The 24,344-nt window shown below is 75.3% G+C and carries 21 protein-coding genes; 16 read left to right on the top strand and 5 right to left on the bottom strand.

Translation table 11 applies throughout. The features are described 5' to 3' along the window. Positions 1-38: 38 nt before the first annotated feature. From AB0B02_RS05645 to AB0B02_RS05635, 3 genes are read left to right on the top strand one after another with little or no spacing between them, the layout of a single operon-like run. Positions 39-995 carry a hypothetical protein gene (locus tag AB0B02_RS05645; RefSeq protein WP_357297103.1) on the top strand — a complete coding sequence of 319 codons (957 nt, stop codon included), beginning with the start codon at positions 39-41 and terminating at the stop codon, positions 993-995. Positions 996-999: 4 nt separating this feature from the next. After that, positions 1,000-2,613, top strand: a complete 1,614-nt coding sequence (locus tag AB0B02_RS05640; protein ID WP_357297101.1) for an asparagine synthase-related protein — start codon at positions 1,000-1,002, stop codon at positions 2,611-2,613. A 47-nt stretch (positions 2,614-2,660) separates the two neighbouring features. Next, positions 2,661-3,653 carry a linear amide C-N hydrolase gene (locus tag AB0B02_RS05635; protein WP_281941668.1) on the top strand — a complete coding sequence of 331 codons (993 nt, stop codon included), beginning with the start codon at positions 2,661-2,663 and terminating at the stop codon, positions 3,651-3,653. Here the strand turns inward: AB0B02_RS05635 and AB0B02_RS05630 are convergent. Continuing rightward, positions 3,650-4,264 carry an HDIG domain-containing metalloprotein gene (locus tag AB0B02_RS05630; protein WP_281941666.1) on the bottom strand — a complete coding sequence of 205 codons (615 nt, stop codon included), beginning with the start codon at positions 4,262-4,264 and terminating at the stop codon, positions 3,650-3,652. The genes AB0B02_RS05635 and AB0B02_RS05630 overlap by 4 nt on opposite strands. A 74-nt stretch (positions 4,265-4,338) precedes the next feature. After that, entirely contained in the window at positions 4,339-5,790 is a 1,452-nt protein-coding gene (locus AB0B02_RS05625) for a hypothetical protein (RefSeq protein ID WP_357297098.1), read from the bottom strand. A 139-nt stretch (positions 5,791-5,929) separates the two neighbouring features. Between AB0B02_RS05625 and AB0B02_RS05620 the strand changes: the two genes are divergently transcribed. From AB0B02_RS05620 to AB0B02_RS05600, 5 genes are all read left to right on the top strand, one after another. Beyond that, positions 5,930-6,625, top strand: a complete 696-nt coding sequence (locus AB0B02_RS05620; RefSeq protein ID WP_281941662.1) for a DUF305 domain-containing protein — start codon at positions 5,930-5,932, stop codon at positions 6,623-6,625. Between the two features lie 40 nt (positions 6,626-6,665). Continuing rightward, positions 6,666-7,877 (top strand): histidine kinase, encoded by a 1,212-nt coding sequence (locus AB0B02_RS05615; RefSeq protein WP_281941660.1) that lies wholly within the window; start codon positions 6,666-6,668, stop codon positions 7,875-7,877. Continuing rightward, complete coding sequence (locus AB0B02_RS05610) at positions 7,874-8,539, top strand: response regulator transcription factor (RefSeq protein ID WP_281941658.1); 666 nt, start codon at positions 7,874-7,876, stop codon at positions 8,537-8,539. The genes AB0B02_RS05615 and AB0B02_RS05610 overlap by 4 nt, the downstream gene beginning before the upstream one ends. A gap of 147 nt (positions 8,540-8,686) precedes the next feature. Continuing rightward, on the top strand, positions 8,687-9,451 hold the full coding sequence (locus AB0B02_RS05605; protein WP_357297094.1) for an ABC transporter ATP-binding protein: 765 nt from the start codon (positions 8,687-8,689) through the stop codon (positions 9,449-9,451). 5 nt (positions 9,452-9,456) lie between these two features. Further along, complete coding sequence (locus tag AB0B02_RS05600) at positions 9,457-11,937, top strand: FtsX-like permease family protein (RefSeq protein ID WP_357297092.1); 2,481 nt, start codon at positions 9,457-9,459, stop codon at positions 11,935-11,937. 63 nt (positions 11,938-12,000) lie between these two features. Here the strand turns inward: AB0B02_RS05600 and AB0B02_RS05595 are convergent, their stop codons facing one another. Continuing rightward, entirely contained in the window at positions 12,001-13,395 is a 1,395-nt protein-coding gene (locus AB0B02_RS05595; RefSeq protein WP_357297089.1) for a serine/threonine-protein kinase, read from the bottom strand. A gap of 500 nt (positions 13,396-13,895) precedes the next feature. Between AB0B02_RS05595 and AB0B02_RS05590 the strand changes: the two genes are divergently transcribed. From AB0B02_RS05590 to AB0B02_RS05555, 8 genes are all read left to right on the top strand, one after another. Then, the gene (locus tag AB0B02_RS05590) at positions 13,896-14,513 is read left to right on the top strand and encodes an RNA polymerase sigma factor (RefSeq protein ID WP_281941650.1); all 618 of its coding nucleotides are present in this window, start codon (positions 13,896-13,898) and stop codon (positions 14,511-14,513) included. 16 nt (positions 14,514-14,529) lie between these two features. Next, the gene (locus AB0B02_RS05585) at positions 14,530-15,300 is read left to right on the top strand and encodes a hypothetical protein (RefSeq protein WP_357297086.1); all 771 of its coding nucleotides are present in this window, start codon (positions 14,530-14,532) and stop codon (positions 15,298-15,300) included. 159 nt (positions 15,301-15,459) lie between these two features. Next, positions 15,460-16,695 (top strand): ergothioneine biosynthesis glutamate--cysteine ligase EgtA, encoded by a 1,236-nt coding sequence (gene egtA / locus AB0B02_RS05580; protein ID WP_281941646.1) that lies wholly within the window; start codon positions 15,460-15,462, stop codon positions 16,693-16,695. Next, a complete protein-coding gene (egtB, locus tag AB0B02_RS05575; RefSeq protein ID WP_281941644.1) occupies positions 16,692-18,020 on the top strand; it encodes an ergothioneine biosynthesis protein EgtB in 1,329 nt (442 codons plus the stop codon). The genes egtA and egtB overlap by 4 nt, the downstream gene beginning before the upstream one ends. A 9-nt stretch (positions 18,021-18,029) precedes the next feature. After that, positions 18,030-18,812 carry an ergothioneine biosynthesis protein EgtC gene (gene egtC, locus AB0B02_RS05570; protein ID WP_357297083.1) on the top strand — a complete coding sequence of 261 codons (783 nt, stop codon included), beginning with the start codon at positions 18,030-18,032 and terminating at the stop codon, positions 18,810-18,812. Beyond that, positions 18,812-19,777 (top strand): L-histidine N(alpha)-methyltransferase, encoded by a 966-nt coding sequence (gene egtD, locus AB0B02_RS05565; RefSeq protein WP_357297081.1) that lies wholly within the window; start codon positions 18,812-18,814, stop codon positions 19,775-19,777. Before egtC ends, egtD begins: the two co-directional genes overlap by 1 nt. 228 nt (positions 19,778-20,005) lie before the next feature. Beyond that, entirely contained in the window at positions 20,006-20,593 is a 588-nt protein-coding gene (locus AB0B02_RS05560) for a TMEM165/GDT1 family protein (protein ID WP_107162705.1), read from the top strand. Between the two features lie 100 nt (positions 20,594-20,693). Further along, positions 20,694-20,894, top strand: a complete 201-nt coding sequence (locus AB0B02_RS05555) for a hypothetical protein (RefSeq protein ID WP_357297078.1) — start codon at positions 20,694-20,696, stop codon at positions 20,892-20,894. Positions 20,895-20,951: 57 nt separating this feature from the next. On the opposite strand, the gene nhaA is transcribed toward AB0B02_RS05555, so the two are convergent. After that, complete coding sequence (gene nhaA / locus AB0B02_RS05550; protein WP_281941634.1) at positions 20,952-22,250, bottom strand: Na+/H+ antiporter NhaA; 1,299 nt, start codon at positions 22,248-22,250, stop codon at positions 20,952-20,954. 141 nt (positions 22,251-22,391) lie between these two features. Further along, positions 22,392-24,248: a polysaccharide biosynthesis protein gene (locus AB0B02_RS05545; RefSeq protein ID WP_357297076.1), complete on the bottom strand. Its 1,857-nt coding sequence runs from the start codon at positions 24,246-24,248 to the stop codon at positions 22,392-22,394. Positions 24,249-24,344: the final 96 nt, after the last annotated feature.

Here is a 24,344-nt window from a genome sequence, read left to right as displayed (position 1 = left end):
CCAGTTGCACCGTGTCCCGACGAGAGGGGACGGAGACCATGCGAGTGCCCAGCCGTAGCCCCGGTCGCCAGCCCGGCCCCACCGCCACGTCCACCGCTCCCGCCCGCCGGCTGCCGGCCGTCGACCGGCCCGCCGCCGGGCCCGACCTGGCCGCCTACCGGGCGGCGGTGGCGGACCTGCTGGTCGAGGTGGGCGCGTTGGCGGACGCGCCCTCGACCACCGCCCGACAGGTGCTGCTCGACCAGCGGCTGCGCGAGCCGGCCATCGCCGCGGTCCTGGACGCCACCCCGCAGGGACTGGTCGGCGCGCGGGAGACGCTGCTGCTGGAAATGGCGCGCTACCAGCCCAACGCGCGCAGCTCGGCGCACGACCTGACCGCGCTGGTCCGGATCTTCCTGCTCTCCCGCGTCGACGTGCTGTGGTGGCGGGACAGCCCGACCTTCCGCACCGACGGCCAGGTGCGCACCAGCACCGAACTCGTCGACCTGGAGTGGCTGCGCCGCCGCGGGCTGCTGGAGTTCCGCTACCGCGAGCAGCCCGCCACGGTGCTGGGACGCGGGCTGCACGCGGTCCGGCGCCGGGTCCGCCCGGGTGCCAGCCCGCGTACGGCGGGTCTGCTGTTCCGCCGGGCCCGTCGCGAGATGATCGCTCTCCTCAACGACCTGGCCCGGGAGTTCGCCACGGTCACCCGCGCCGGCACGCCGCCGCTCTGGGTGACCAGCCTGGCCCGCAGCGCCGAGCACCAGTACCGGCTGCGCCGGCTGGGGTACGCCGCCATGGTGCCCAGCGGGCACTGCCTGGGCTGGGCGGCCGACGTCGAGCTGGACTGGTACGAGCGGTTCGGCGCGCGCACCGCCCTGGCCGGGTTGCTGCTTTGCCGGCAGGAGGCCGGCGAGATCAACGTGGTCGACGAGGGACAGGCCTGGCACCTCTGCCTCGCGCCCTCGGCCCGTCGCCGGTACCGGCGGGCGTACGAGGCCGAGATGGGGTGCTGAACCGATGTGCGGGATCGCGCTGAGCACCGGCCCGGAGGCCGACCCGGCCACCTTCCGGCGGATGCTGGCCGCGCTGGCCCCACGCGGCGAGGTGACCGAGACCCGGCAGGAGAACGGCCTGCTGGCCGGCGTACGCCGGTTGCGGATCGTGGACCGGGACCGGTCCGTGCAGCCCTGGGTCTCACCCGACGAGCGGCACCTGCTCTGCTTCAACGGCGAGGTCTTCAACCACCACGAGCTGCGCGCCGAGCTGACCCGGCTCGGCCACGTCTTCCGCACCACCGGCGACACCGAGGTGGTGCTCGCCGCGTTCCGCCAGTGGGGCGAGGGCGCGGTGCGCCGGCTGCGCGGCGAGTACGCCTTCGTGGTGGCCGAACGTGCCGGCGGTCGGGCGTACCTGGCCCGGGACCCGCTCGGGGTGAAGCCGCTCTACTGGTCCCGCGGCCCGGGTTGCCTGCACCTCGCCTCCGAGGTCAAGGCGCTGGTCGGGCACGGCGCGCCGATCAACGAGGTGCCGCCGGGTCACCACGGCTGGGCCGGGCCCGACGATCCGGTCCGGTTGCGCCCGCACGTGGACCTGCTCACGCTCGGCGCCGGACTGCCGGTGATCGACGACCCGGACGAGGCCGCCCTGCTCGTCCGCGCCGCGCTCACCGACGCCATGCGGATCCGGTTGGACACCGACCTCACCGTGGGTGTGGTGCTCTCCGGCGGCCTGGACAGCTCGCTGGCGTTGCTGCACGCCCGGGAGCTGCATCCGGACTGCGTGGCGGTGACCGTCGGCGCCCCGGACAGCCCCGACGTGGCGTACGCGCGGCGGCTCGCCGCCGACCTCGGCGTGCCGCACGAGGTGATCGAGCTGCGTCCGCGCGACATCCGCCGCGCCGACGTGCGCGAGGCCATCCGGATCTCGGAGCTGACCGAGTACGGCGACATCATCAACGCGGTGGTCTCGGTGCCGATCTTCCGGCGCCTGCGCGAGATGGGCGTGAAGGTGGTGCTCACCGGCGACGGTTCGGACGAGCTGTTCGGCGGCTATCCCATGTACCACCAGGTCGGGCCGGAGCGGTCCCGCCGGCTGTTTCTGCACAAGATCCGCAACCTGTGCCGGACCGAGTTGCAGCGGGTGGACCGGGCCAGCATGGGGCACGGCGTGGAGGCGCGGGTGCCGTTCCTCGACCTCAGCGTCGTCGAGCTGGCCATGCGGCTGCCGCTGGGCCTCAAGCTGCGCGACGGGCAGGAGAAGTGGATCGTCCGCCGGGCCTTCGCCGACGTGCTGCCCGACTACGTCCGGCGCCGGCCGAAGAACCCGATGTCCTACTCGTCCGGCCTGCACGAGCGGGCCAGGCTCTACAAGCCGCTCTTCGCCCGGCTGCACCGCTCCTTCGGCTACGACCTGCTGGAGCCGGTCCGGCGCGACTTCGACAGCGTGCTCACCCGGTGCGGCAACGACCTCGACCGGGCCATCGCCGACGGCGTGGCCCGGCCCGACTACACCGTGCTGGAACACGCCCGGGACCTGGTCGGGGCGGCCCGGTGGAACGCCGCGCCGATGGTGCGCCGGCTGGTCAACCCGCGGCGTACCCGCGGCGGCGACGAGGCGTCCCTGCCGGGGTGAGCCGTCCGCGATGGACATCCGGGCGTGTCTCTTCTAGCGTCGCGGGCATGCGGAGGACGCTCATCGCCACCGGTCTCGCACTGCTGCTGCTCGGCACCGGCTGCGGGGAGAGCCGCCCGTCGGCCGGCCCGGCCGGCGTCGGCACGCCGACCGCGTCCCGGCAGGACCCGGGTCAGGCCGAGCGCACGCTGGCCAGCCTGCGCAAGGTCGACGACCTGCCGCTGTACGAGATGACCTACGTCGGCGACTACGACCCGACGGCCGGGGTGGCCGACAGCACGCCGCCGAGCCCGTTCGGCTGCTCGCTGTTCGCCGCGCTCGCCGACCGGGACCGGCCGCTGTTCGCCCGCAACTTCGACTGGCAGCCGAACCCGGCGCTGGTGTTGCGCACCGACCCGCCGGACGGGTACGCCTCGATCTCGCTCGTGGACATCTCGTACCTGGGGGTTCCCGCCGACCCGGCCGGTGACCGACGGCTGCTCGACGCGCCGCTGCTGCCCTTCGACGGAATGAACGAGCGCGGGCTCGCCGTGGGGCTCGCGGCCGACGACGGCGCGCGGGCCGAACCGGTGGCCGGGCGGCCCACCGTCGGCTCGGTGCGCATCCTGCGCCTGGTGCTCGACGCGGCGGCCACGGTGGACGAGGCGGTCGCCGTGTTCGAGCGGTACAACCTGGACTTCGACGGCGGCCCGCCGCTGCACTACCTGCTCGCGGACGCCACCGGGGCGTCCGCCGTGGTCGAGTTCGTCGACGGAAAACTGCGCGTCGACAAGCGTCGGGGCCCCTGGCAGGCGCTGACCAACGTGCCCGCCGTCGGCGTGCCGGACCGGGAGCTGCGCCAGGACCACCGGTACGGCGTGCTGGCCCGGGAGCTGGACCGGTCCGGCGGGACGGTCGACGCCGCCGGCGCGCTGCGCCTGCTCGACGCGGTCCGCCAGTCGCACACCCGCTGGTCGGTGACGTACGGGCTGCGCAGCGGCGAGGTGCGGCTGGTGACCGCCGGTGGCGGCGCCCGCGACTACCGGCTGCCGATGCGTTAGCCGACCGGGTGCCCGTGCCGGCGGGCGAGCACCGCCAGGTCCGGCTCGCCGAACCGCTCGACGAGCGCCGCGAACCGGGCGACCTTGTCCGCGCCGAAGCGCCGCACGGCCGCCGAGTACGAGGCGGCGGAGACGAACGTCGGCGGCGTCGTCTTGCTGTGGAACTTGTCCGCGTACATCACCAGCACCTCCTCGTCGGTGCCCGGGGTCCAGTCCGCGACCGGGAGCGGGAGCCGCTGCCGGAGCACGTCCTCGCGGGTGAGGCCCACCCCGGTGTGCCGGGAGCAGAACCGGCCGAGCGTCTCGGGCAGGCCCGCCTGGAGTAGCAGCGCGTGGCCCAGCACGCCGTGCCGGACGTAGTTCGCCCGGTCGAACCGGCCGGCGGCGTCGTGCAGGCGGTAGACGCCGATGTCGTGCAGCAGACTGCCGGCCCGCACCAGGGCGACGTCCAGGCCCGCGCCGTGTCGCTCCAGCAGTTGCTCCGCCACCTCGCACACGATCCGGCAGTGCGTCCAGACGAGGTGGAACGCCGCCTCCGTCGGCGCGTGCCGCTCGTGCAGCGCCCGGATCTGCGCGTCCGTCGGCATCGCGGTCCGCTGCTCGATCGTCATGTTCCCGGGGTCCCCTCGCATGGGCCGGGCCCGGCCCCCCTCGGGGTGCCGGGCCCGGTGCAGCCGTCGTCAGGTCACCAGCTCAGGTAACCCGCCTGGGTCTGCGCGTTCAACTCGGGCACCAGCAGGAACTGCGCCAGCCAGGTGCGCGGGTCGCGCAGCTCCAGCACGTCCAGTCCCTTCTGGATGTCGCTGGAGTAGATGTGGCCGTTGTACCAGTAGGCCGACCAGGAGCCGCCGGTGCGCAGCTGGGTGGCGTCCAGCGGGCCGCGCTCCCAGTAGGCGATCTCCTTGGGCGTGCGGGAGTCGGTGAAGTCCCACACCGAGATGCCGCCCTGGTACCACGCCTGGACCATGATGTCGCGGCCGGGCACCGGGATCAGCGAGCCGTTGTGCGCCACGCAGTTCTCGGTGTCCGCGTTCACCCGGGGGATCTTGTAGTAGCTGCGGAACGCCAGCTTGCGGGCGTCGCCGCGCCCGGTGATGTCGTAGATGGCGTCCGCGCCCCGGTCCGGCCCGACCACCTCGTTGCAGGTGGCCGCGCCGCCGCCGCCCAGCTCGTCGGTGAAGACGACCTTGGTGCCGGCGTTGTTGAACGTGGCCGAGTGCCAGAACGCGAAGTTCTCGGTGTCGGTGACCCGCTCGATGACCCGCGGCGCCTCCCGGTCCTTGATGTCCAGCAGGATGCCGTCGCCCATGCAGGCGCCGGCGGCCAGGTCCTTCGACGGGTACGCGGTGATGTCGTGGCATCCGGTGGTGGCGGACTTCTCACCCGGGATGCCCGGGTAGCCGCCGTCCGGGAAGAGGTTCGGGGTGGCCACCACCGAGGCCGAGGTGGGGTTCTTCACCGGCACCTTGACGATGGAGATGGAGTCGTGCGGCGGCTGGCAGTCGGGGAACTCGGCGCGCGGGCTGTACGACGAGACGTACAGGTAGACGTCGCGCCGGTCCTTGCCCGGCACCAGCGTGTGGGTGTGCGAGCCGCACGCGGTCTCCACCGACTTGATGTAGCGCGGGTTGCGCTTGTCGCGGATGTCGAAGATCTTGATGCCCTCCCAGGACTCCTTGACGGAGGCCGGCTGGGCGGTGCTGGCGCACGAGTCGTCGGTGCGGGACGAGTCGGTGGACAGGAACAGCAGGTCGCCGCTGACCGAGATGTCGTTCTGCGAGCCGGGGCAGAGCACCTGCGCCACGATCGACGGCCGGCTCGGCCGCGACACGTCGTAGATGACGAAGCCGTCGTAGTTGCCGACGAACGCGTACCGGCCCTGGAAGGCGATGTCGGTGCCCAGGGCGGCCGTGGTGTCGAACGGGGCCTGCTTCGGCAGGTTGGCCACCTGGCGCAGGTTGGGGCTGCTGGAGATCTCGTCGACCCCGGGGACGGCGTTGTCCGCGGTGGCCGGCGCCGCCTGGGCGCGGGGGAGTTCCTGGGCGCTGCTCGGCGGCGCGGCGACCACGCCGGCGAGCAGCAGGCCGGCGGCGGCGAGGCTGACGGTCCGGGTACGGGACATGCGGATGTTGATCATCGGCAACACCCTTCGAAAGGGGGATGATGATTCGCCACACCTTACCGATCGGCGACCGTCATCAATGTGACGCCGGTCACATCGAGGAACTTTACGCTCTGGATAGGATCGCTGTCACCTCGACCGGAGGGAGAGTCGTATGACCGGCCGGCAGGCACGCGTGTGGCTTCCCGTCACAGCGCTGGTGGCGCTCCTGGTGCTCGGCGGCCTGGCGCTGGCCGGGCGCGGCGACAGCCGTCCGGCGGCGGCGCGGCTCAGCCCGGCCGCCACCGCCCCGACCACGCCGGCCGCGACCGGCTCGGCGCCGCCGGTGCTGGTGCCGGGACGCCCGGGGGAGCCGGCCGCCACCCGCGACGGCGGGCAGGTCCGCAACGCGGCGCCGCGCTTCAACAGCCTCGACGTCTGGTACGTCCGGATGATGATCCCGCACCACGAGCAGGCGCTGGAGATGGCGACGCTCGCCCCCGACCGGGCCGCCGACCCCCGGATCCGCGCCGTCGCCGACCGGATCCGGGCCGCCCAGGGGCCGGAGGTCGGTGTGCTGCGGGCCTGGCTCAGCACCCGCGACCTGCCCGCCGAGGTCGCCGGACACGATCACGCCACCATGCGCGGGATGCAGTCCACCGAGGCGGTGCGGCAGCTCGCCGCCGCCCGGGGCGCGGCGTTCGACCGCCTCTTCGTGCAGATGATGACCGCCCACCACCAGGGCGCGGTGGTGATGTCCACCGACCTGCTCAAGGTCGGCGCGGACCAGGCCATGCAGGAGTTCGCCAACGCGGTGGCCGTCGAGCAGTCCGCCGAGATCACCCGCATGCGGGCCCTCCTCACCCGCTGACCGGGCCCGGGCAGCACGCCCGGCCCGCCCCGTACGCTGGGTGACCGTGGACCGCCTGATCCTCGGCCGCCCGGTGCGCGGCGTCGCGTTCGACGCCGCCGTCTCCGGGCTGGTCGTCGTGTTCGCCGTGCTCGGCCTCCTGGCCGAGCAGGGCGGCCTGCCGGCGTTCGCGGTCGGCGTGGCGATGGCGGCGGCGTTGTTCTTCCGACGCACCCACCCGTCCGCGGTCGCCGTCGTGGTGGCCGCGCTCGCGCTGGCCCAGGTGATCGTCGGCTGGGGGCCGCTGGGCTACGACATCGGCGTGCTGATCGCGCTCTACAGCGTGGTCAAGTACGCCGACCGGTCCGCCGACGGCATCCTGGCCGGGATCGGCGCCGCGATCGGCGTGCTGCTCTCCGCGCTCTCCTGGCCCGGACCGTCGCCCTGGTGGGCGGGCGCGCTCTACTACGGCCTGGTCACCGGCGCGGTCTGGCTGGTCGGGCTGAACGTCCGCACCCGGCGGCTCTACGTGCTCAGCCTGGAGGAGCGCGCCGCGACGGCCGAACGCGAGCGGGAGGCCGAGTCACGGGCCGCGGTGGCCGAGGAACGCACCCGGATCGCCCGCGAGCTGCACGACGTGGTCGCGCACAGCATGGCCGTCATGATCGTGCAGGCGGACGGCGTGCGGTTCACGCTGGACCGGGACCCGGCGACCGCGCGCGAGGCGGCCAAGGTGGTGGCGGACACCGGCCGGCAGGCGCTGGAGGAGATGCGGCGGCTGGTCGGCGTACTCCGGGAACCCAGCCGGCCGGAGCCGGCCGCGATGGCCGACGAGCCGGCGCACCGGCGTCCCGCGCTCGTCGAGCTGCCCGCGTTGCTCGACCGGTTCCGCGCCGCCGGGCTGCGGATCGACCGCGGCGGCGCCGGCACGCCGGTGGCGTTGCCGCCCGGCCTGGAGCTGACCGTCTACCGGGTGGTGCAGGAGAGCCTGACCAACGCGCTCAAGCACGCCGGCGTGGGCGCGTCGGTCGAGCTGACGCTCGACTGGGCCGCCGACGCCGTCGCGGTCCGGGCCGTCGACGACGGGCGCGGTCGCCCGGTGGTCCGGCCGGCGCCGTCCGGCGGGCACGGCCTGGTCGGCATGCGGGAACGGGTCGGGGTGTACGACGGCAGCCTCGCCGCCGGCCCCACGCTGGCCGGCGGATGGCGGGTGGAGGTCCGGCTGCCGCTGCCCGCGGCGACCGGCGCCGAGGAAGGGAGCGCGGCGGCATGACCGTGCGGGTGATGATCGTCGACGACCAGGCGCTGGTGCGCGCCGGCTTCCGGATGGTGCTCGACTCGCAACCGGACCTGGCGGTGGTCGGCGAGGCCATCGACGGCGCGGACGCGCTGCGGGTGCTGGACCGGGTCGAGGTCGACGTGGTGGTGATGGACCTGCGCATGCCCACCATGGACGGGGTGGAGGCGACCCGACGGATCTGCGCCCGGTCGGCCGCACGCCGGCCGCGCGTGCTGGCGCTCACCACGTTCGACACCGAGGCGGACGCGTTCGCCGCGCTGCGCGCCGGGGCGAGCGGCTTCCTGCTCAAGAACGTGCCCCCGGAGGAGCTGCTGGCCGCGATCCGGGTGGTCGCCGAGGGCGACTCGGTGGTGGCGCCGTCGATCACCCGGCGGCTGCTCGACCGGTTCGCCGGGCAGCTCGGCGCGGCCCCGGCCGAGGACCCGCGGCTGGCCCAGCTCACCGAGCGGGAACGGGAGGTGCTGCTGCTCGTGGCGCAGGGGCTGTCCAACGCCGAGATCGCCGCCCGGGTGCACGTCGCGGAGGCGACCGTGAAGACCCATGTGGGCCGCATCCTGGCCAAGCTCCAGCTCCGCGACCGGGTGCAGGCCGTCGTGCTGGCGTACGAGAGCGGGCTGGTCACGCCCGGCGGTTGACCCGGCGTACGCCTCGGGGCGTACCGGCGCGACCGGGCGGCGCGACCGGAGGCGTACGCGGGTCGAGCGCGCCGGTGGAGATCACCGCCGGGGTGCCGGCCATAGCGTCGGAAGGGTCACCAGACCGCGTCCGACAGGAGCACCGCGTTGCCCGCAACCCCGACCACAGGCGTCGCGCTCGCCGCCCGTGACCTGCGCAAGGAGTACGGCGTCGGGCAGTCTCGCGTCGTCGCGCTGGACGGCGTCGACCTCGACCTGGCCGCCGCCCGGTTCACCGCCGTGATGGGTCCCTCCGGCTCCGGCAAGTCCACGCTGCTGCACTGCCTCGCCGGCCTGGACCGGCCGTCGAGCGGCACGGTCCGCATCGGCGAGGCGGAGCTGTCCCGGCTCGACGACCGTCGGCTCACCCGGCTGCGCCGGGACCGGATCGGCTTCGTCTTCCAGCGGTTCAACCTGCTGCCCACGCTGACCGCCGGGGAGAACGTCGTGCTGCCGCTGGCCATCGCCGGCCGGCGGCCCGACCCGGCCTGGCTGCGGCAGGTGGTGGCCGCGGTCGGACTGGCCGACCGCCTCGGTCACCGGCCGGCCGAGCTGAGCGGCGGCCAGCAGCAGCGGGTCGCGGTGGCCCGGGCGCTGATCACCCGCCCCTGGGTGATCTTCGCCGACGAGCCGACCGGGAACCTCGACTCGCGCGCCGGCGCCGAGGTGCTGCGGCTGCTGCGCGAGGCGGTGGACACGCTCGGCCGGACCGTCGTCATGGTCACCCACGACCCGGCCGCCGCGGCGTACGCCGACCGGGTGGTCTTCCTGGCCGACGGCCGGCTCGTCGACGAACTGCACCGGCCGACCACCGGCCAGGTCCGCGACGTGCTCAACCGGCTAGACCGGGCCGTGACCCCGGTGGGGCGGTGAGCGGGATGCTGCGCCTGACCCTGCGCCAGGTACGCGCCGAGGGCCTGCGCCTGCTGCTCTCCTCGCTGGCCATCGTGCTCGGCGTCGCGTTCGTCGCCGGCACGCTCATGCTCACCGACGGCATGCGGACCGGCGCGTACGAGCGGGCCGGCGCGTTCGACAGGCACACCGACCTGGCCGCGTACGCCGGCTCCCGGCCGCTGTCACCGGCCCTGGTCGACCGGGTCCGCGCGGTCGACGGGGTGGCCGCCGCCGCGGGGGAGCTGACCGGCACCGCCGGCGTGGTCGGCGCGGACGGCCGGCCCGTGCTCGGGTACGCGGTCCTCGCCGCGATCCCCACCGAACCGGCCCTCCAGTCGTACGACGTGGTCGCCGGGCGGTTGCCGCAGCGCGCGGGCGAGCTGGTGCTCGACGAGCGGACCGTCGCCCGGCAGCGGTTCGTGCTCGGCGCACCGGTCTCGGTCGGCGGCGCGGGCGGCGCGGCCCGCCCGTACACGCTCGTCGGCGCCGTCGACGTGGCCGGCACCAACCGCGACGTCGGCGGCCCGTTCATCGGCCTGACCGGCGCGGACGCCCTCGCGGTCGACGGCGGGCGCGGATACGGGCGGATCATGGTGGCCGCCCGGCCCGGGGTGGACCCGGCGGCGCTCGCCGACCGGGTCCGGGCGGTGGTGGGGCCGGGCGTGCCGGTCCGGGACCACGCGGCCGTGCTCGACGCGGCGGTCGCCGACGCGGTGCGCGACCTGCGGCAGTTCGAGCTGCTGCTGGGCACGTTCGCGGCGGTGGCGGTGGTGGTGGCCGGCTTCGTGATCGCCAACACCTTCGCCATCGTGCTCGCCCAACGCTCCCGGCGGACCGCGCTGCTCCGGCTGGTCGGCGCGACCCGGGGGCAGGTCTATCGGGCCACGCTGGCCGAGGCGGCGCTGACCGGGCTGTTCGCCTCCGTGCTCGGCGTGCTGGCCGGCACGGCGCTGTCCGCCGGGTTGGGCGCGTTGCTGGGCGGCACCGGGGCGCCGGTGGCCGACGGGATCACCGTGACGGCCCGTACGGTGCTGCTCTCGCTCGGGTCGGGCGTGCTGCTCACCGTGCTGGCCGCGGCGCTGCCGGCCTGGCAGGGCACCCGGGTCGCGCCGGTGGCCGCGTTGACCGACGCGGCGACCCGGCCGGCCCGCCCGGCCGGCCGGGTCCGCCTCGCGGTCGGGGCGCTGGTTCTCGCCGCCGGTGTCGCGGCGCTGCTCGGCGCCGGGACCACCGGGCAGGTGCCGCTGGTGGCGGCCGGTGGACTGCTGGCCTTCGGCGGCATCGTGGCGTTCGGTCCGGTCCTGGTGCCGGCGCTGGTCCGGGTGCTGGGCGTGCCGCTGGGCGCGCTGTTCGGCGTCCCGGCGACGCTGGCCGTGGCGAACGCGGTGCGCAACCCGCGCCGGGTGGCGGCCACCGCCACGGCCATGGTGATCGGGATCGGGCTGGTCTCGTCGTTCGTGGTCGGCGCCGGCAGCGTCAAGGCCGGCATCGAACGCGCGGTGGACGCCCGGGTCGGGGTGGACTTCCTGGTCACCGGCATCGGTGGGGAGCTGCCGGCCCGGCTCGTCGACGAGCTGGCCGCCCGGCCGGAGCTGGGCGTGGTGCACGAGCAGCGCAGCCGGGTGACCGACGGCGTCGAGGTGCGGGCCGCGCACCCGGCGCTGGTCCGCCGGACGCTGTCCGCCGTGGACGCCGGCGACCCGGGCGCGTTCGGGCCGGGTTCGGTGCTGGTGCACCGCGAGCTGGCCGCCGCCCGGGGCTGGACGGTCGGCGCGACGGTCACCGTCGCCGGCCGGCCGTTCCGGGTCGCCGCCGTGGTGGCGGACGACCGGCCGGCGACGGCCGGCGGCCGGGTGCCGACGGGGTACGCGGTGGAGCTGGTGGACGCCGACTTCGGCCGCCTCTTCCCCGCCGAACGCGGCTACCTCGCCGAGATCGACCCGGCGGACGGGGTGAGCCCGGACGTCGCCCGGTCCGCCGTCGAGTCGGTGGTCACCCGCTACCCGACGGTCAACGTGCTGGACCAGGCCGCCTACAAGCGGATGCTCAGCGGCACCGTCGACCTGGTGCTGGGCTTCGTCACGGTGCTGCTCGGCCTGGCGGTGGTCATCTCGCTGGTGGGGGTCGCCAACACGCTGAGCCTGTCGGTGGTGGAGCGGACCCGGGAGACCGCCGTGCTGCGCGCGGTCGGCCTGAGCCGCGCCGGGATGCGGGCGGCGCTCGCGGTCGAGGCGGTGCTCACCGCGCTGGTCGGCACCGTGCTCGGCGTCGCGCTGGGCATCGCCGTCGCGGCGGGCGCGATGGCGGTGGTGGCCCGCGTCGGTGGCGACTTCACCGTGGTGCTGCCGTGGGGGCGGCTCGGAATGATCGTGGCGGTGGCGGTGCTGGCCGCGCTGCTCGCCTCCGTCCTGCCGGCCCGGCGCGCGCTGGCCCGGCCGGTGGTGGCGGCGCTCGGCGCGGACTGACCCGGCGCCCGGCGAGCCGGTCGGCCGTCAGCGGCGGGACCGGCTCGCCGGAACGGTGGTGGCTCAGCGGCCGGCGACCGGCTGACCGCCCGCGTCACCGCCGCCGTCGCCGCCGGCCGGGGCGGTCGTGGTGGTGGTGGTCTCGGTCGGCGGGGTGGTCTCGACCGGGGGTGCGCTGGTGGTCGGCGCGGTGCTCGGCGCGGTCGGCGCCGTCGACGGCACGCGCGACGGGCTCGGCTCGACCGACGCGCTGGGCGAGGCGCTCGGCGTCGCCGAGGCCGAGGCCGAGGGCCGCTCGTTCGGACCGACCGGGCGGTAGGTGTAGTCCTCGTCGTCCGCCGAGGGCCCCCCGGTGACCGCGGTGTCCGCGACCGAGTTGCTCGGCGCGACCGCCGGGCGGGTGGAGTCGATCCGGGTGGCCGGCGCGTCCGCTTCCCGGGCGGCGGCCAGCAGCGCGCCGAGGGCGGTCACCGCCACCAGCACCGCGCCCGCCGCACCGACCAGCGCACCGCGCCGGCCGGGGCGGCGCGGCGGCGCGACCACGGCCGCCGGCCGGGCCACCGGCTGCTCGTCGCGGGTGTGCCCGGGCCCGGCCGCGCCGCGCAGCGCCGTCACGGTCGCGGTGGGCGAGTCGGTACGCGCCGCCCGGGCCGCGTCGGCCATCGCCGCGGCGCTCGGGTAGCGGTCGGCGGGGTCCTTCGCCAGGGCCCGGGCCACCAGCTCGCGGACCGGTGCCGGGATCTCCGCCGGCAGCTCCGGCGGCTCGTCGTCGAGGTGGCGCACGGCGACCTGGAGCGGGTTGTCGCCGGTGAACGGCGGGCTGCCGGTCAGGCAGCAGTACGCCACCGCGCCGAGCGCGTAGACGTCCGTGGCGCCGGTGACCGGCCGGCCGGCGGCCTGCTCGGGCGCCATGTAGAGGGCGGTGCCGGGCACCGCGTTGGTGCTGGTGATGCTGGTGACGTTGGTGGACCGGGCCACGCCGAAGTCGACCAGGACCACGGTGCCGTCGTCCTGCACGAGCAGGTTGCTCGGCTTGACGTCGCGGTGGACGATGCCCCGCCCGTGCGCCCCGTGCAGCGCCTGCGCCGTCTGGGCCACGATCGACATCGTCTCGGCGACCTCGAGGTGGCCGGCATCCTCGATCCGCCGGGACAGCGGCTCGCCGGCGACGAACTCCATGACCAGGTAGTCGGCCCGGCTGCCGTCGGGCAGCTCGTCCTCGCCGCAGTCGAAGACCTGCACCACGCCGGGGTGGCGCAGCGACGCCATGATCCGCGCCTCGGAGCGGAACCGGGCGATGAAGTCCGGGTCGCGGACCAGGGCGGGAAGCAGCACCTTGACCGCCACCTGGCGGCCGAGCACCAGGTCCTTGGCCCGCCAGACGTCGCCCATGCCGCCGGTGGCGACACGGTCTTCCAGGCGGTACCGACCGCTGAGTACGACGTCGGAGGAGAGCATCCCCATACCGTACCCACAGCGGCCGCGGAGTATTTCCGGCGATCTCTCCTGCTGCCGACGGCGAGCGGCTGCGCCCCGGTCGGCCGAACGGTCGAGGGCACGACGGCGGTGGGCTGACCGTGACCGGCCGGGTACGATCGGCCAGAAAATGCCGGTCTCCCGGCGGCTGTCCGCTTCCCGCGCGGGAGCAGCGACTCGACGGTGGCCTTCGTTACACCGACACGCCGTACTCGCCGGTAGACATTTCTCTCGGTTTTTCAGCCGTCCGGGCCATGCCACCCGCCCGGTCGCGCTCCCGACGTCGGCCCGGCTCCCGGTCGCCCCGCGACGCCGGTACGGTATGTCCCGCCGCCGGGCGTGCCGGGCGGCGTTGTCAAGCGTGCGTCCCGGGCTCGGCCCGGCGTCGATCAGTTCAGCGGGGGGCCGGGGGTGCGGATGGCGGTGTGGTCTCCCGCGTCGACGGACGCCCGACCCGCGATCGCGGGGTCCGGGCGGCGACCGTGACCAGAGAGCTGAACGAGGCGGTCACCGCGGCCCAGGCCGGTGACGAGGAGGCGTTCCGCTTCCTCTACCGCAGCCTGCAACCGGCCCTGCTGCGGTACCTGACCACGCTGGTGGGGGGCGACGCCGAGGACGTCGCCTCGGAGACCTGGCTGCAGATCTCCCGGGACCTGCCCTCGTTCACCGGCGGCGAGTTCCGCGCCTGGTCGGTCACCATCGCCCGGAACCGGGCCATGGACCACCTGCGGCGGCAACGGCGTCGGCCGGTGGTCCCGGTGCCCGTGCAGGCCCTCAACGACCTGGCCGGGGACGCCGACACCGCCGACCGGGCCGGCGAGGCCCTCGGCACCGAGAGCGCGCTGGCGCTGATCCGCACGCTGCCACCGGCCGAGGCCGAGGCGGTGATGCTGCGGGCTGTCATCGGGCTCGACGCGGAGACCGCCGGGCGGGTGCTGGGCCGGCGGGCCGGCGCGGTGCGCACGGCGGCGCACCGCGGGCTGCGCCGGCTGGCCGCGCTGCTGGAGCGCGCCGCGCCGGAGGACGTGCCGGGCGCGGTCCGGCCCCGTACCGACAGCCAGGCGCCGCACGCGTCCGAGGCCGAGCCGGCGGAGGGCTGACGTGAGGGGAGACGGCATGGGACCTCACCGGTCCGACGGGCCCGCCGATCGGGCGGAGTCCGACCGGCTGCTCGACGCCGCGCACGCCGTGCCGCCGGCCGACGCCGACCCGCTGACCCGGCTGCTCGCCGCCGCGGCGGCCCCGGCCACCGCGGGGGAACTCGACGGCGAGGAACGGGCGCTCGCCGCCTTCCGGGCCGCCCGGGCCGCGCCGGCGGTCGCCGCGCCGGTTCCGGCGTCCCGTCCGCGTCGTCGGCTCCGCGTCGCCGCCGCGCTGTCCGGGCTCGCCGCCACCGCGGTCGCCGGGGTGGCGTTCGCCGCCGTGCGGCTGGACCGGAGCCCGCAACCGGTGGTTCCGCCGGCCCCGACCACGGCGGGCCCCGCCCCGACCGCCGCCGGTCCGTCGCGGTCGACCCCCGCCGGTCCGTCCGGTGCGGCCTCCGGTGCGGCCTCGTCGCCCGGGACGCCGTCCGGGAGCCGGCCCGCCGTGCCGCCGTCGGTCGGCGGCGCGCTCGTCGGTCACTGCCGCGCCTACCTCGCCAAGTCGGAGCCGCAGCGCGCCCGGGCCCTCACCACGCCGGGCTTCGCCGACCTGGTGGCCGCCGCCGGCGGGCCCGACCGGGTGGAGAGCTACTGCCGGACCCTGGTGCCGGCGGCGTCCCCGAAGACGCCGGCGGGGAAGTCGTCCCCGAAGGCCCCGAAGACGCCGGCCGATCCGTCGTCGAAGAAGCTGGCGGACGACGCGCGGAAGCCCGGGCCGGGCGGCCAGGACGACGACGAGGACTGAGCCGGCCGGCGCAATCAGATTCCGGACAAAAATTCATCTCTCCGGGCGCGCGAATTCCGTCTGCTAGACAGAGGATGGGGAAGGCGCGGGCCCCGTGCCGGACCGGCCGGGCCCAGGGCGACGGTGTGTCGCCCGTCCCCGGGGAGAGGAGCCGCCTCAATGGTGATGTCGCCGGAGCTGGATCGTGCCACCGTCCTGGGGGACGAGGCCGCGGCGCGCGGGCACCTGGCCCGGATCTGCTTCAAGACCGGCCCACCCACACTCACCGGCGTCGAACTGGAATGGACCGTGCACGACGCCGCGGACCCGACCCGACCGGTCGACCGTGAGCGACTGCGCGCAGCGTTGGGACGGCACAGCCCCGTCACCCTCGACCCCACCAGCCCGACCGACGAGCTCCGGCGCGGCGGCACCGTGACCGTGGAGCCCGGCGGGCAGGTGGAGATCTCCACCCCGCCGCGACCGTCGGTCGCCGCGCTCGTCTCGGCCACCGAGGCCGACATCACGCAGCTACGCACCCGGCTGGACGCCGCCGGCCTCGTGCTGGGCCGTACCGGCATGGACCCGTGGCGTCCGCCCCGACCGGCCGTGGAGACCGCCCGCTACCGCGCCATGCGGGACGTCTTCGACAGGCGTGGCCCGGCCGGGCGGGCGATGATGTACAGCACGGCCGGGCTCCAGGTCTGCCTGGACGCCGGTGAGCCCGACCAGGTCGCCCAGCGCTGGGCCGCCGCGCACGCCGTCGGGCCGCCGCTGCTGGCCGCGTTCGCCACCGCCGACCGGCACGCCGGCCGGCCCACCGGTTGGGCGTCCGCGCGGATGGCCGCCTGGCTGGCGATCGATCCGGCGCGCACCCGTCCGGTCTGGTCGCCGGCCGATGCCGACCGCGACCCGGTGGCGGCCTGGACCGACTACGCGCTCGCCGCGCCGCTGCTGTGCGTCCGCGGCGACGGACCGGACTGGACCCCGCCGGCGGACGTGACCTTCACCGACTGGCTGGCCGGCGCGCTGCCCCGCCCACCCACCACCGACGACCTGGAATACCACGTCAGCACGCTCTTCCCGCCGGTACGCCCACGCGGCTACCTGGAACTGCGCTACCTGGACGCCCAGCCGGGCCGGGCCTGGACGGTGCCGCTGGCGGTGCTGGCGGCGCTGTTCGCCGACCGGACGACCACGGGCGACGCGCTCGCCGCGGCCGGTCCGGTCGCCGACCGGTGGCACGACGCGGCCCGGCACGGGCTGGCCGACCCCGCGCTGGCCACCGCCGCGGCGGCCCTGTTCGACCTGGCCCTGGCCGCCCTGCCGGCGCTGGACCTGCCGGCCGGCCTGTACGACGAGACGCACCGAGCGATCCGGCGGCGGCGCGCCGCCGCGGAGAGGGGACAGCGGTGACCACGACCGAGCGACCGGGCACGGACGCCGAGCGGCTGCGCGACCGGATCGCGGCCGAGCTGGAGCGCACCCGGGCCCGCACCGCGCTGCTGACCGACGCGGTGGACGACGACGACCTGGTCCGGCAGCACTCCACCCTGATGTCGCCGCTGGTCTGGGACCTGGCGCACGTCGGCAACCAGGAGGAGTTGTGGCTGGTCCGCGACGTCGGCGGGCGCGAGCCGGTGCGCCGCGACATCGACGACCTCTACGACGCGTTCAAGCAGCCCCGCAAGGACCGGCCGGCGCTGCCGCTGCTGCCCCCGGCCGAGGCCCGCGCGTACGTGCGGACGGTCCGGGACAAGGTGTACGACCTGCTGGACGGCATCCGGTTCACCGACCGCCGGCTGGTCGAGGACGGCTTCGCGTTCGGCATGATCGTGCAACACGAGCAGCAGCACGACGAGACGATGCTCGCCACCCACCAACTGCGCGCCGGCGCCCCGGTGCTGGACGCGCCACCGCCGCCGGAACCCCGGGTCGACGTCGGCGGCGAGGTGCTGGTGCCGGCCGGGCCGTTCACCATGGGCACCTCCACCGACCCGTGGGCGCTCGACAACGAGCGTCCGGCGCACACCGTCGACCTGCCCGCGTACCGCATCGACGCGACGCCGGTGACCAACGGGCAGTACCGCGCGTTCATCGCCGACGGCGGGTACGACCAGCCGCGCTGGTGGAGCGGGGCCGGCTGGCAACACCGGGTCGAGGCCGGGCTGAGCGCGCCGCTGCACTGGCGGCGCGACGGCGACGGCTGGGCGTACCGCCGGTTCGGCCGCTGGTCCGCGGTGCGCGACGACGAGCCGGTGGTGCACGTCTGCTGGTACGAGGCGCAGGCGTACGCGGCGTGGGCCGGCAAGCGGCTGCCCACCGAGGCGGAGTGGGAGAAGGCGGCCCGGTGGGACCCGGCGACCGGCCGTTCCCGCCGCTACCCGTGGGGCGACGAGGACCCGGGCACCGCGCACGCCAACCTGGGCCAGCGGCACCTGTGGCCGGCGCCGGTGGGCGCCTACCCGGACGGCGCGTCGCCGCTGGGCGTGCACCAGCTCGTCGGCGACGTCTGGGAGTGGACCGCCAGCACGTTCCGGGGGCACCCCGGCTTCACCGCGTTCCCGTACCGGGAGTACTCGGAGGTCTTCTTCGGCGACGACCACCGGGTGCTGCGCGGCGGCTCGTTCGGCACCGACCGGTCGGCGTGCCGGGGCACGTTCCGCAACTGGGACTACCCGATCCGGCGGCAGATCTTCAGCGGGTTCCGCTGCGCCCGCGACGCCGGCGACGGGGAGTGAACCGGCCGGATGTGCCGTCACCTCGCGTACCTCGGCCCACCGGTCACCCTGCGGAGCCTGCTGTTCGACCCGCCGTACGGGCTGCTGCGGCAGTCCTGGGCGCCGCGTGACATGCGCGGCGGCGGCACCATCAACGCCGACGGCTTCGGCGTCGGCTGGTACCCGGACGGCGCCGATCCGGTCCGCTACCGGCGGGCCCAGCCGATGTGGAGTGACACGACGCTGCCGGAGCTGGCGGCCGTGACGTCCGCCGGGGCGGTGCTGGCCGCCGTCCGCTCGGCCACGGTCGGCATGCCGCTGCACGAGACCGCCGCCGCGCCGTTCGTCGAGGGGCGCTGGCTGTTCAGCCACAACGGCGTGGTCCGGGGCTGGCCGGACAGTCTCGTCCCGCTCGCCGCCGGGCTGCCGGTGCGGGACCTGCTCACGCTGGACGTGCCGACTGACTCGGCGGTGCTCTGGGCGCTGGTCCGGCATCGGCTGCGGGCCGGCGCGGCGCTCGGCGACGCGGTGGCCGACACCGTCGCCGCGGTGGCCGCCGCGGCGCCCGGCTCGCGGCTGAACCTGTTGCTCACCGACGGCGTCACGGTCGCGGCGACGGTGGCCGGGCACGCGCTGTCGGTGCGGCGCGGCCCGGGTTCGGTGCTGCTGGCCTCCGAACCGTTCGACGACGATCCCGGCTGGCAGGCGGTGCCGGACGGGCGGCTGGTGCTGGCCACCGCGGCCGGGCTGGACATCCGCGAGCTGGCCCCGCCCGGGGCCGGCTCATCCACCGATGGCAGAGAGGACACCTGATGGGCGCGGAGCCACTGGAGATCCACCTGGAGGAGCAGGACCTCGACCGGGCGCTGCGGGAGGACGTCCGGGTCGGGTTGACCGCGTCGCCGAAGTGGCTGCCGCCGAAGTGGTTCTACGACGCCCGGGGCAGCGAGCTGTTCGAGGAGATCACCCGCCTGCCGGAGTACTACCCGACCCGGGCCGAGCGGGCGGTGCTGGCCGCGCACGCGGCCGACGTCGCGGCGCTGACCGGCGCGAAGACGCTGATCGAGCTGGGTTCCGGCTCGTCGGAGAAGACCCGGCTGCTGCTGGACGCGTTCACCCGGCACGGCGACCTGGGCACGTTCGTGCCGCTGGACGTCTCGGTCAGCGCGTTGCGCGGGTCCACCGAGCAGATCGCCGCCGCGTACCCGGGGCTGCGGGTGCGGGGCATCGTCGGCGACTTCACCCGGCACCTGGACCGGCTGCCCACCGGAGGCCGACGCCTGGTCGCGTTCCTCGGCGGCACGATCGGCAACCTGCTGCCGGGGGAGCGGGCCGGGTTCCTCACCGCCATGCGCGCCGCGCTGGAGGTCGGGGACTGGCTGCTGATCGGCACCGACCTGGTCAAGGACCCGGGCGTCATCGTCCCGGCCTACGACGACGCCGCCGGCGTGACCGCCGAGTTCAACCGCAACGTGCTGCGGGTGATCAACCGGGAGTTGGGCGCGGACTTCGACGTCGCCGCGTTCCGCCACGTGGCGGTCTGGGACCCGGACCGGGAGTGGATCGAGATGCGGCTGCGCGCCGAGCGTCCGACCCGGGTGCGGGTGCTGGATCTCGACCTCACGTTCGCCGCCGGGGAGGAGCTGCGCACCGAGGTCTCGGCCAAGTTCCGGCCGGCGGGCGTCGCCGCCGAGCTGGACCGCGCCGGGTTCGCGCGGCAGGCGTTCTGGACCGACCCGGACGGGTTGTTCGGGGTGAGCCTGGCCCGGGCCGAGTGACGGCCGGCGCGACCCCGGTCACACCCGACGACCGGGGTCGACGGTGATCGGCTAGGCTGGTCGGCGCGAAGGGGAGTAGCCCCCAATGTCGTGGTCGACACACTGGTGCGTTCCGCATCCGGCCACGCGGCCCCGGTCCCCGGGGCGGGCGAGACCTTCGACTCAGGCTGTCGCAGCCGGGTCGAGGGCGTCCCTGTCTCTCCTCCCGGCTTGATCGGGAAGGTTCACATGGAGGGTTTCCTCGTCGCGCTGGTGGTCAGCTTCGGCGTCATCTTCGTCGCCGAGCTGGGCGACAAGTCCCAGCTCATGGCGCTGACGTTCGCCACGCGCTTCCGACCGCTGCCGGTGCTCATCGGCATCACCATCGCCACCGCGATCGTCCACCTGGCCTCGGTGGCCATCGGCGTCGGCCTCAACAGCGTGCTGCCCACGGGCTGGATCTCACTCATCGCCGGTCTGGCGTTCCTCGGCTTCGGCGCCTGGACGCTGCGCGGCGACAAGCTCACCGAGGAGGAGAAGCGGAAGGCCGAACGCAGCACCAAGTCGGCGATCATCGCGGTCGGCGTGGCGTTCTTCCTGGCCGAGCTGGGCGACAAGACGATGCTCGCGACCATCACGCTGGCCACCAAGTACGGCTGGTTCGGCACCTGGCTCGGCTCCACGCTCGGCATGGTCGCGGCGGACGCGCTGGCGATCCTGGTGGGCCGGATGCTCGGCCGGCACCTGCCGGAACGGACCATCCGGTACGGCGCGGCCGTGCTGTTCGCCATCTGCGGTCTCTGGCTCGTCTTCGAGGCGGTCCGGGAGCTGACCTGAGCGGCGCTCGGATGATCAGGAACCGGCGCGGTGGGTAAGTGTCCTGGCGGTGGTGTCACAGCACCGCCGCCAGGATTCGGACGACCGGGAGGTTCCGCGCATGAGCAGGCACGATGAGCCCAACGAGTACGGCTTCGCCGGGGGCGCCACGGCGCCGGAACCACCTTCCGGTGGTCGCGCGGACGAGCAGGACCGCGCCGAGCGGGTCGCGGTGCCGGGTGACGACCTCACCGAACCGTTCGCCGACGCGCTGGAGGAGACCGAGGAGGGCGCCGACCGTCGCGCCGAGCGCCACCGCTGAGCCCCGTCCCGCGCCGGCCGTCGCCCCGACCGGGGGCGGCGGCCGGCGCGTTCCGGCTCAGGCCGGCCGTTCCTGGTAGACGTCCGGGATGCCGTCGCCGTCGTCGTCCCGGCTCTCCCGTTCGCTGATCCGGCGGTGGACCCGGTTGCGCCGCAGCAGCACCCCGGCGGCCAGGCCGGCGGAGATCAGCGAACCGGCCAGCACCGCGGCCTTCACCCGCTCGTCCTCGGGGCTGCCCGGGCCGAACGCCAGTTCCCCGATGAGCAGGGAGACGGTGAAGCCGATGCCGGCCAGCAACGCCAGCCCGACCAGGTCCGCCCAGGTGATCTCCTCGTCCAGCTCGGCGCGGGTGAACCGGGCGAGCAGGAACGTGGAGCCGAACACGCCGATCACCTTGCCCAGCACCAGGCCGCCGGCCACGCCGAGCACGACCGGGTCCCGGACGACCGCGCCCAGGTCCACGTCGACGAGCGAGACCCCGGCGGCGAAGAACGCGAAGACCGGCACGGCGAGGCCGGCGGAGATCGGCCGCCAGCGGTGTTCCAGCCGTTCGGCGAGCCCGGGCTCACCGCCCCGCCCGGTCAGCACCGGCACGGTGAAGCCGAGCAGCACGCCGGCCACGGTGGCGTGCACCCCGGAGGCGTGCACCAGCACCCAGGCGGTCACCGCCAGCGGGATCAGCGCCCACCACCAGGTGCGCCGCCGCTGCACCAGCAGCCCGAACACGGCGATCGGCAGCAGCGCGCCGAGCAGCGGCAGCGGGTGGAAGTCGGCGGTGTAGAACACCGCGATGATGGTGATGGCCAGCAGGTCGTCGACCACCGCGAGGGTGAGCAGGAAGGCCCGCAGCCCCTGCGGCAGGTGCGAGCCGATCACGGCCAGCACGGCGAGCGCGAAGGCGATGTCGGTGGCGGTGGGGATCGCCCAGCCGCGCAGCCCCGCGCCGCCGGCGCTCGCGGTCACCGCCAGGTAGATCAGCGCCGGCGCCGCCATGCCGCCGACGGCGGCGACCACCGGCAACGCGGCCCGCCGGGGGTCCCGCAGGTCCCCGGCGACGAACTCACGCTTGAGTTCCAGGCCGACCACGAAGAAGAAGATCGCCAGCAGCCCGTCGGCGGCCCAGGTGGCGAGCCCGAGGTCGAGGTGCAGCGCCGCGCCGCCGGGCCAGGGCACCCAGTCGCCCAGCGCGGCGTAGGCGGCGCGCCACGGCGAGTTCGCCCAGACCAGGGCGAGGACCGCGCCGAGCAGCAGCAGGCCGCCGCCGACCGTCTCGGTGCGCAGCACGTCCGCCAGGAAGCGGGCCTCCGGCCAGGAGCGCCGAGCCAGCAGGCGGGAGGGCGGGGTGTGATGGGGCATACGGCGTCCGTCCGGGAGCAGGGGTCGGTGGATCCATCGCCGACCAGGCTTCCCGGCACACCGCCGCCAACCCTACCGGTCCGCCGGACCGGCGGCGAGCGCAGCCGCGGCGGGTGCCGCCGCACCCGCCGTCGGCGGCGGTCAGCGCTGGCCGGGCAGCGCCGGCAGCACCGCGCCGATCGTCTCGCAGAACGCCGCCATCCGTTTCACCAGCTCCTCCGGGTCGGCGTACGGGTCCAGCGCGCGCACCTCGTCCGGGTCCAGCGGGGGCACCGGGACGTGGGAGATCAACGGGTGCAGCGGCCGGCTGTCCGCCTCGTCCGCGCCGAAGAGGTGCTCGTGCAGCTTCTCGCCCGGCCGGAGCCCGGTGTAGACGATGTCCACCGGGTGGTCCGCCTCGGCGGACAGCCGCCGCGCCACGTCCGCGATCCGGACCGGCTCGCCCATGTCGAGGACCAGCGCCTCGCCGCCGCGGCCGATGGTCGCGGCCTGGAGCACCAGGTGCACGGCTTCCTGCACGGTCATGAAGTAGCGGGTCACGTCCGGGTGCGTGACGGTGATCGGCACGCCGGCCCGGATCTGCGCCTGGAACGCGGTCAGCACCGAGCCCCGGCTGCTGAGCACGTTGCCGAACCGGACGCTGAGGTAGGTGCCGCCGAGCTGCGCGGCCCGGTGGGCGGTGAGCCGTTCGGTGATCCGCTTGGAGTAGCCGAGGACGCTCGTCGGGTTGGCCGCCTTGTCGGTGGAGATGTTGACGAACTCGGCGACGTCCCGGCACGCCTCCAGCACGTTCAGGGTGCCCCAGATGTTGGTCTTGATCGCCTCGCCGGGGTGCCGCTGGAGCAGTGTCAGGTGCTTCAGCGCCGCCGCGTGGAACACCACGTCGGGCTGCCGGTCGGCGATCACCCGGGCGATGCCGTCGGCGTCCCGGATGTCGGCCAGGATCAGTTCGGGGCCGTCCAGCAGCGCCCGGCCGTGCAGGGACATCTGGAGCGCGTGCAGCGCCGACTCGTCCCGGTCGAGCATCATCAGCTCGTCCGGCTCGCAGCGGGCGATCTGCCGGCACAGCTCCGAGCCGATCGAGCCGCCGGCGCCGGTGACCAGCACCCGCCGGCCGGCCAGCCCGCCGCGTTCGACGGCGAGCTCGGCCACCCGGTGGGCGCGGCCGAGCAGGTCGGTGAGCTGGAGGTCGCGGACGTCGGTGGCGTGGACCGGGCGGTCGAGCACCTCGCGGACCGGGGGCAGGACCTTGAACGTGGCCCCGGCCTCCAGCGTGCGGGTGCGCACGTCGCGCAGCAGCCGCGGGTCGCCGCCGGTCATCGAGAAGATGACGGTACGCGCCTGGGTGGCCCGGACCACGGCGCCGACCTGCTCCCGCCCGCCGAGCACGCGCAGCCCTTCCAGCCGGAGCCCGCGGCTCTCCGGGGCGTCGTCGAGCAGACCCACCGGACGGTAGCTGCTGTCCGGGTCGCGCAGCAGCACGCGGACCAGCCGTTCGCTGGCCGCGTCCACGCCGTAGACCAGGCACCGCTCGGCGTGTCGCGCCGCCGGGCGGTGCCGGTCGGCGTGCAACCGCCACAGTCCGCGGCCGGCCGCCATCAGCACCAACGCGACGGTGCCGCCGACCAGCGGGGTGGTCGCGGGGACCGGTCGTTCGGCCCAGGGCAGCACGCCGGCGAGCGTGATCGCGGCGGCGATCGCCGCGGTGCCGGCCAGCCCGCGGGCGTCCCCGGCGCTGCCGATCGGATAGCGGCCGTAGAGCCGGGAGCGCAGCAGCGTGAGCAGCGCGTAGAGCGCGGCGCAGGCGAGCGCGACGGTGAGCACGCGGCCGGTCGCGGCGGCGGTCAGGTCGAACTCGTAGCGGGTCCAGGCGGCGCCGAGAAATCCTCCGCACCACGCGGCCGTGTCCAGCGTTAACAGGGAGAGAGTGGCGGCGCGGTGGGTGGTGTGACTGCGTGTCCGCAGCGCCTCGTCTGCGGCGGTGGCTTCACGATCCATGGTTGCCCTCTACGTGTTCATCCGGAATGAGCGGATTTACGTCGTCCGTGCTTTCCGGTCGTTTACATTCGTCTGGTCACCTAACGGGGTGAATAG

Source organism: Micromonospora sp. NPDC049240 (assembly GCF_040647835.1).
Taxonomy (GTDB): domain Bacteria; phylum Actinomycetota; class Actinomycetes; order Mycobacteriales; family Micromonosporaceae; genus Micromonospora.
This window is presented reverse-complemented; position numbering and strand designations above follow the sequence as displayed.

Coding starts and splice junctions, on each gene's coding strand:
- AB0B02_RS05600 (WP_357297092.1), top strand. CDS start 9,457: ATGCTGCGCCTGACCCTGCGCCAGGTACGCGCCGAGGGCCTGCGCCTG.
- AB0B02_RS05585 (WP_357297086.1), top strand. CDS start 14,530: ATGGGACCTCACCGGTCCGACGGGCCCGCCGATCGGGCGGAGTCCGAC.
- AB0B02_RS05545 (WP_357297076.1), bottom strand. CDS start 24,248: ATGGATCGTGAAGCCACCGCCGCAGACGAGGCGCTGCGGACACGCAGT.
- AB0B02_RS05645 (WP_357297103.1), top strand. CDS start 39: ATGCGAGTGCCCAGCCGTAGCCCCGGTCGCCAGCCCGGCCCCACCGCC.
- AB0B02_RS05635 (WP_281941668.1), top strand. CDS start 2,661: ATGCGGAGGACGCTCATCGCCACCGGTCTCGCACTGCTGCTGCTCGGC.
- AB0B02_RS05625 (WP_357297098.1), bottom strand. CDS start 5,790: ATGATCAACATCCGCATGTCCCGTACCCGGACCGTCAGCCTCGCCGCC.
- AB0B02_RS05610 (WP_281941658.1), top strand. CDS start 7,874: ATGACCGTGCGGGTGATGATCGTCGACGACCAGGCGCTGGTGCGCGCC.
- AB0B02_RS05630 (WP_281941666.1), bottom strand. CDS start 4,264: ATGACGATCGAGCAGCGGACCGCGATGCCGACGGACGCGCAGATCCGG.
- egtD (WP_357297081.1), top strand. CDS start 18,812: ATGGGCGCGGAGCCACTGGAGATCCACCTGGAGGAGCAGGACCTCGAC.
- AB0B02_RS05620 (WP_281941662.1), top strand. CDS start 5,930: ATGACCGGCCGGCAGGCACGCGTGTGGCTTCCCGTCACAGCGCTGGTG.
- AB0B02_RS05595 (WP_357297089.1), bottom strand. CDS start 13,395: ATGCTCTCCTCCGACGTCGTACTCAGCGGTCGGTACCGCCTGGAAGAC.
- AB0B02_RS05555 (WP_357297078.1), top strand. CDS start 20,694: ATGAGCAGGCACGATGAGCCCAACGAGTACGGCTTCGCCGGGGGCGCC.
- nhaA (WP_281941634.1), bottom strand. CDS start 22,250: ATGCCCCATCACACCCCGCCCTCCCGCCTGCTGGCTCGGCGCTCCTGG.
- egtA (WP_281941646.1), top strand. CDS start 15,460: ATGGTGATGTCGCCGGAGCTGGATCGTGCCACCGTCCTGGGGGACGAG.
- AB0B02_RS05640 (WP_357297101.1), top strand. CDS start 1,000: ATGTGCGGGATCGCGCTGAGCACCGGCCCGGAGGCCGACCCGGCCACC.
- AB0B02_RS05560 (WP_107162705.1), top strand. CDS start 20,006: ATGGAGGGTTTCCTCGTCGCGCTGGTGGTCAGCTTCGGCGTCATCTTC.
- egtC (WP_357297083.1), top strand. CDS start 18,030: ATGTGCCGTCACCTCGCGTACCTCGGCCCACCGGTCACCCTGCGGAGC.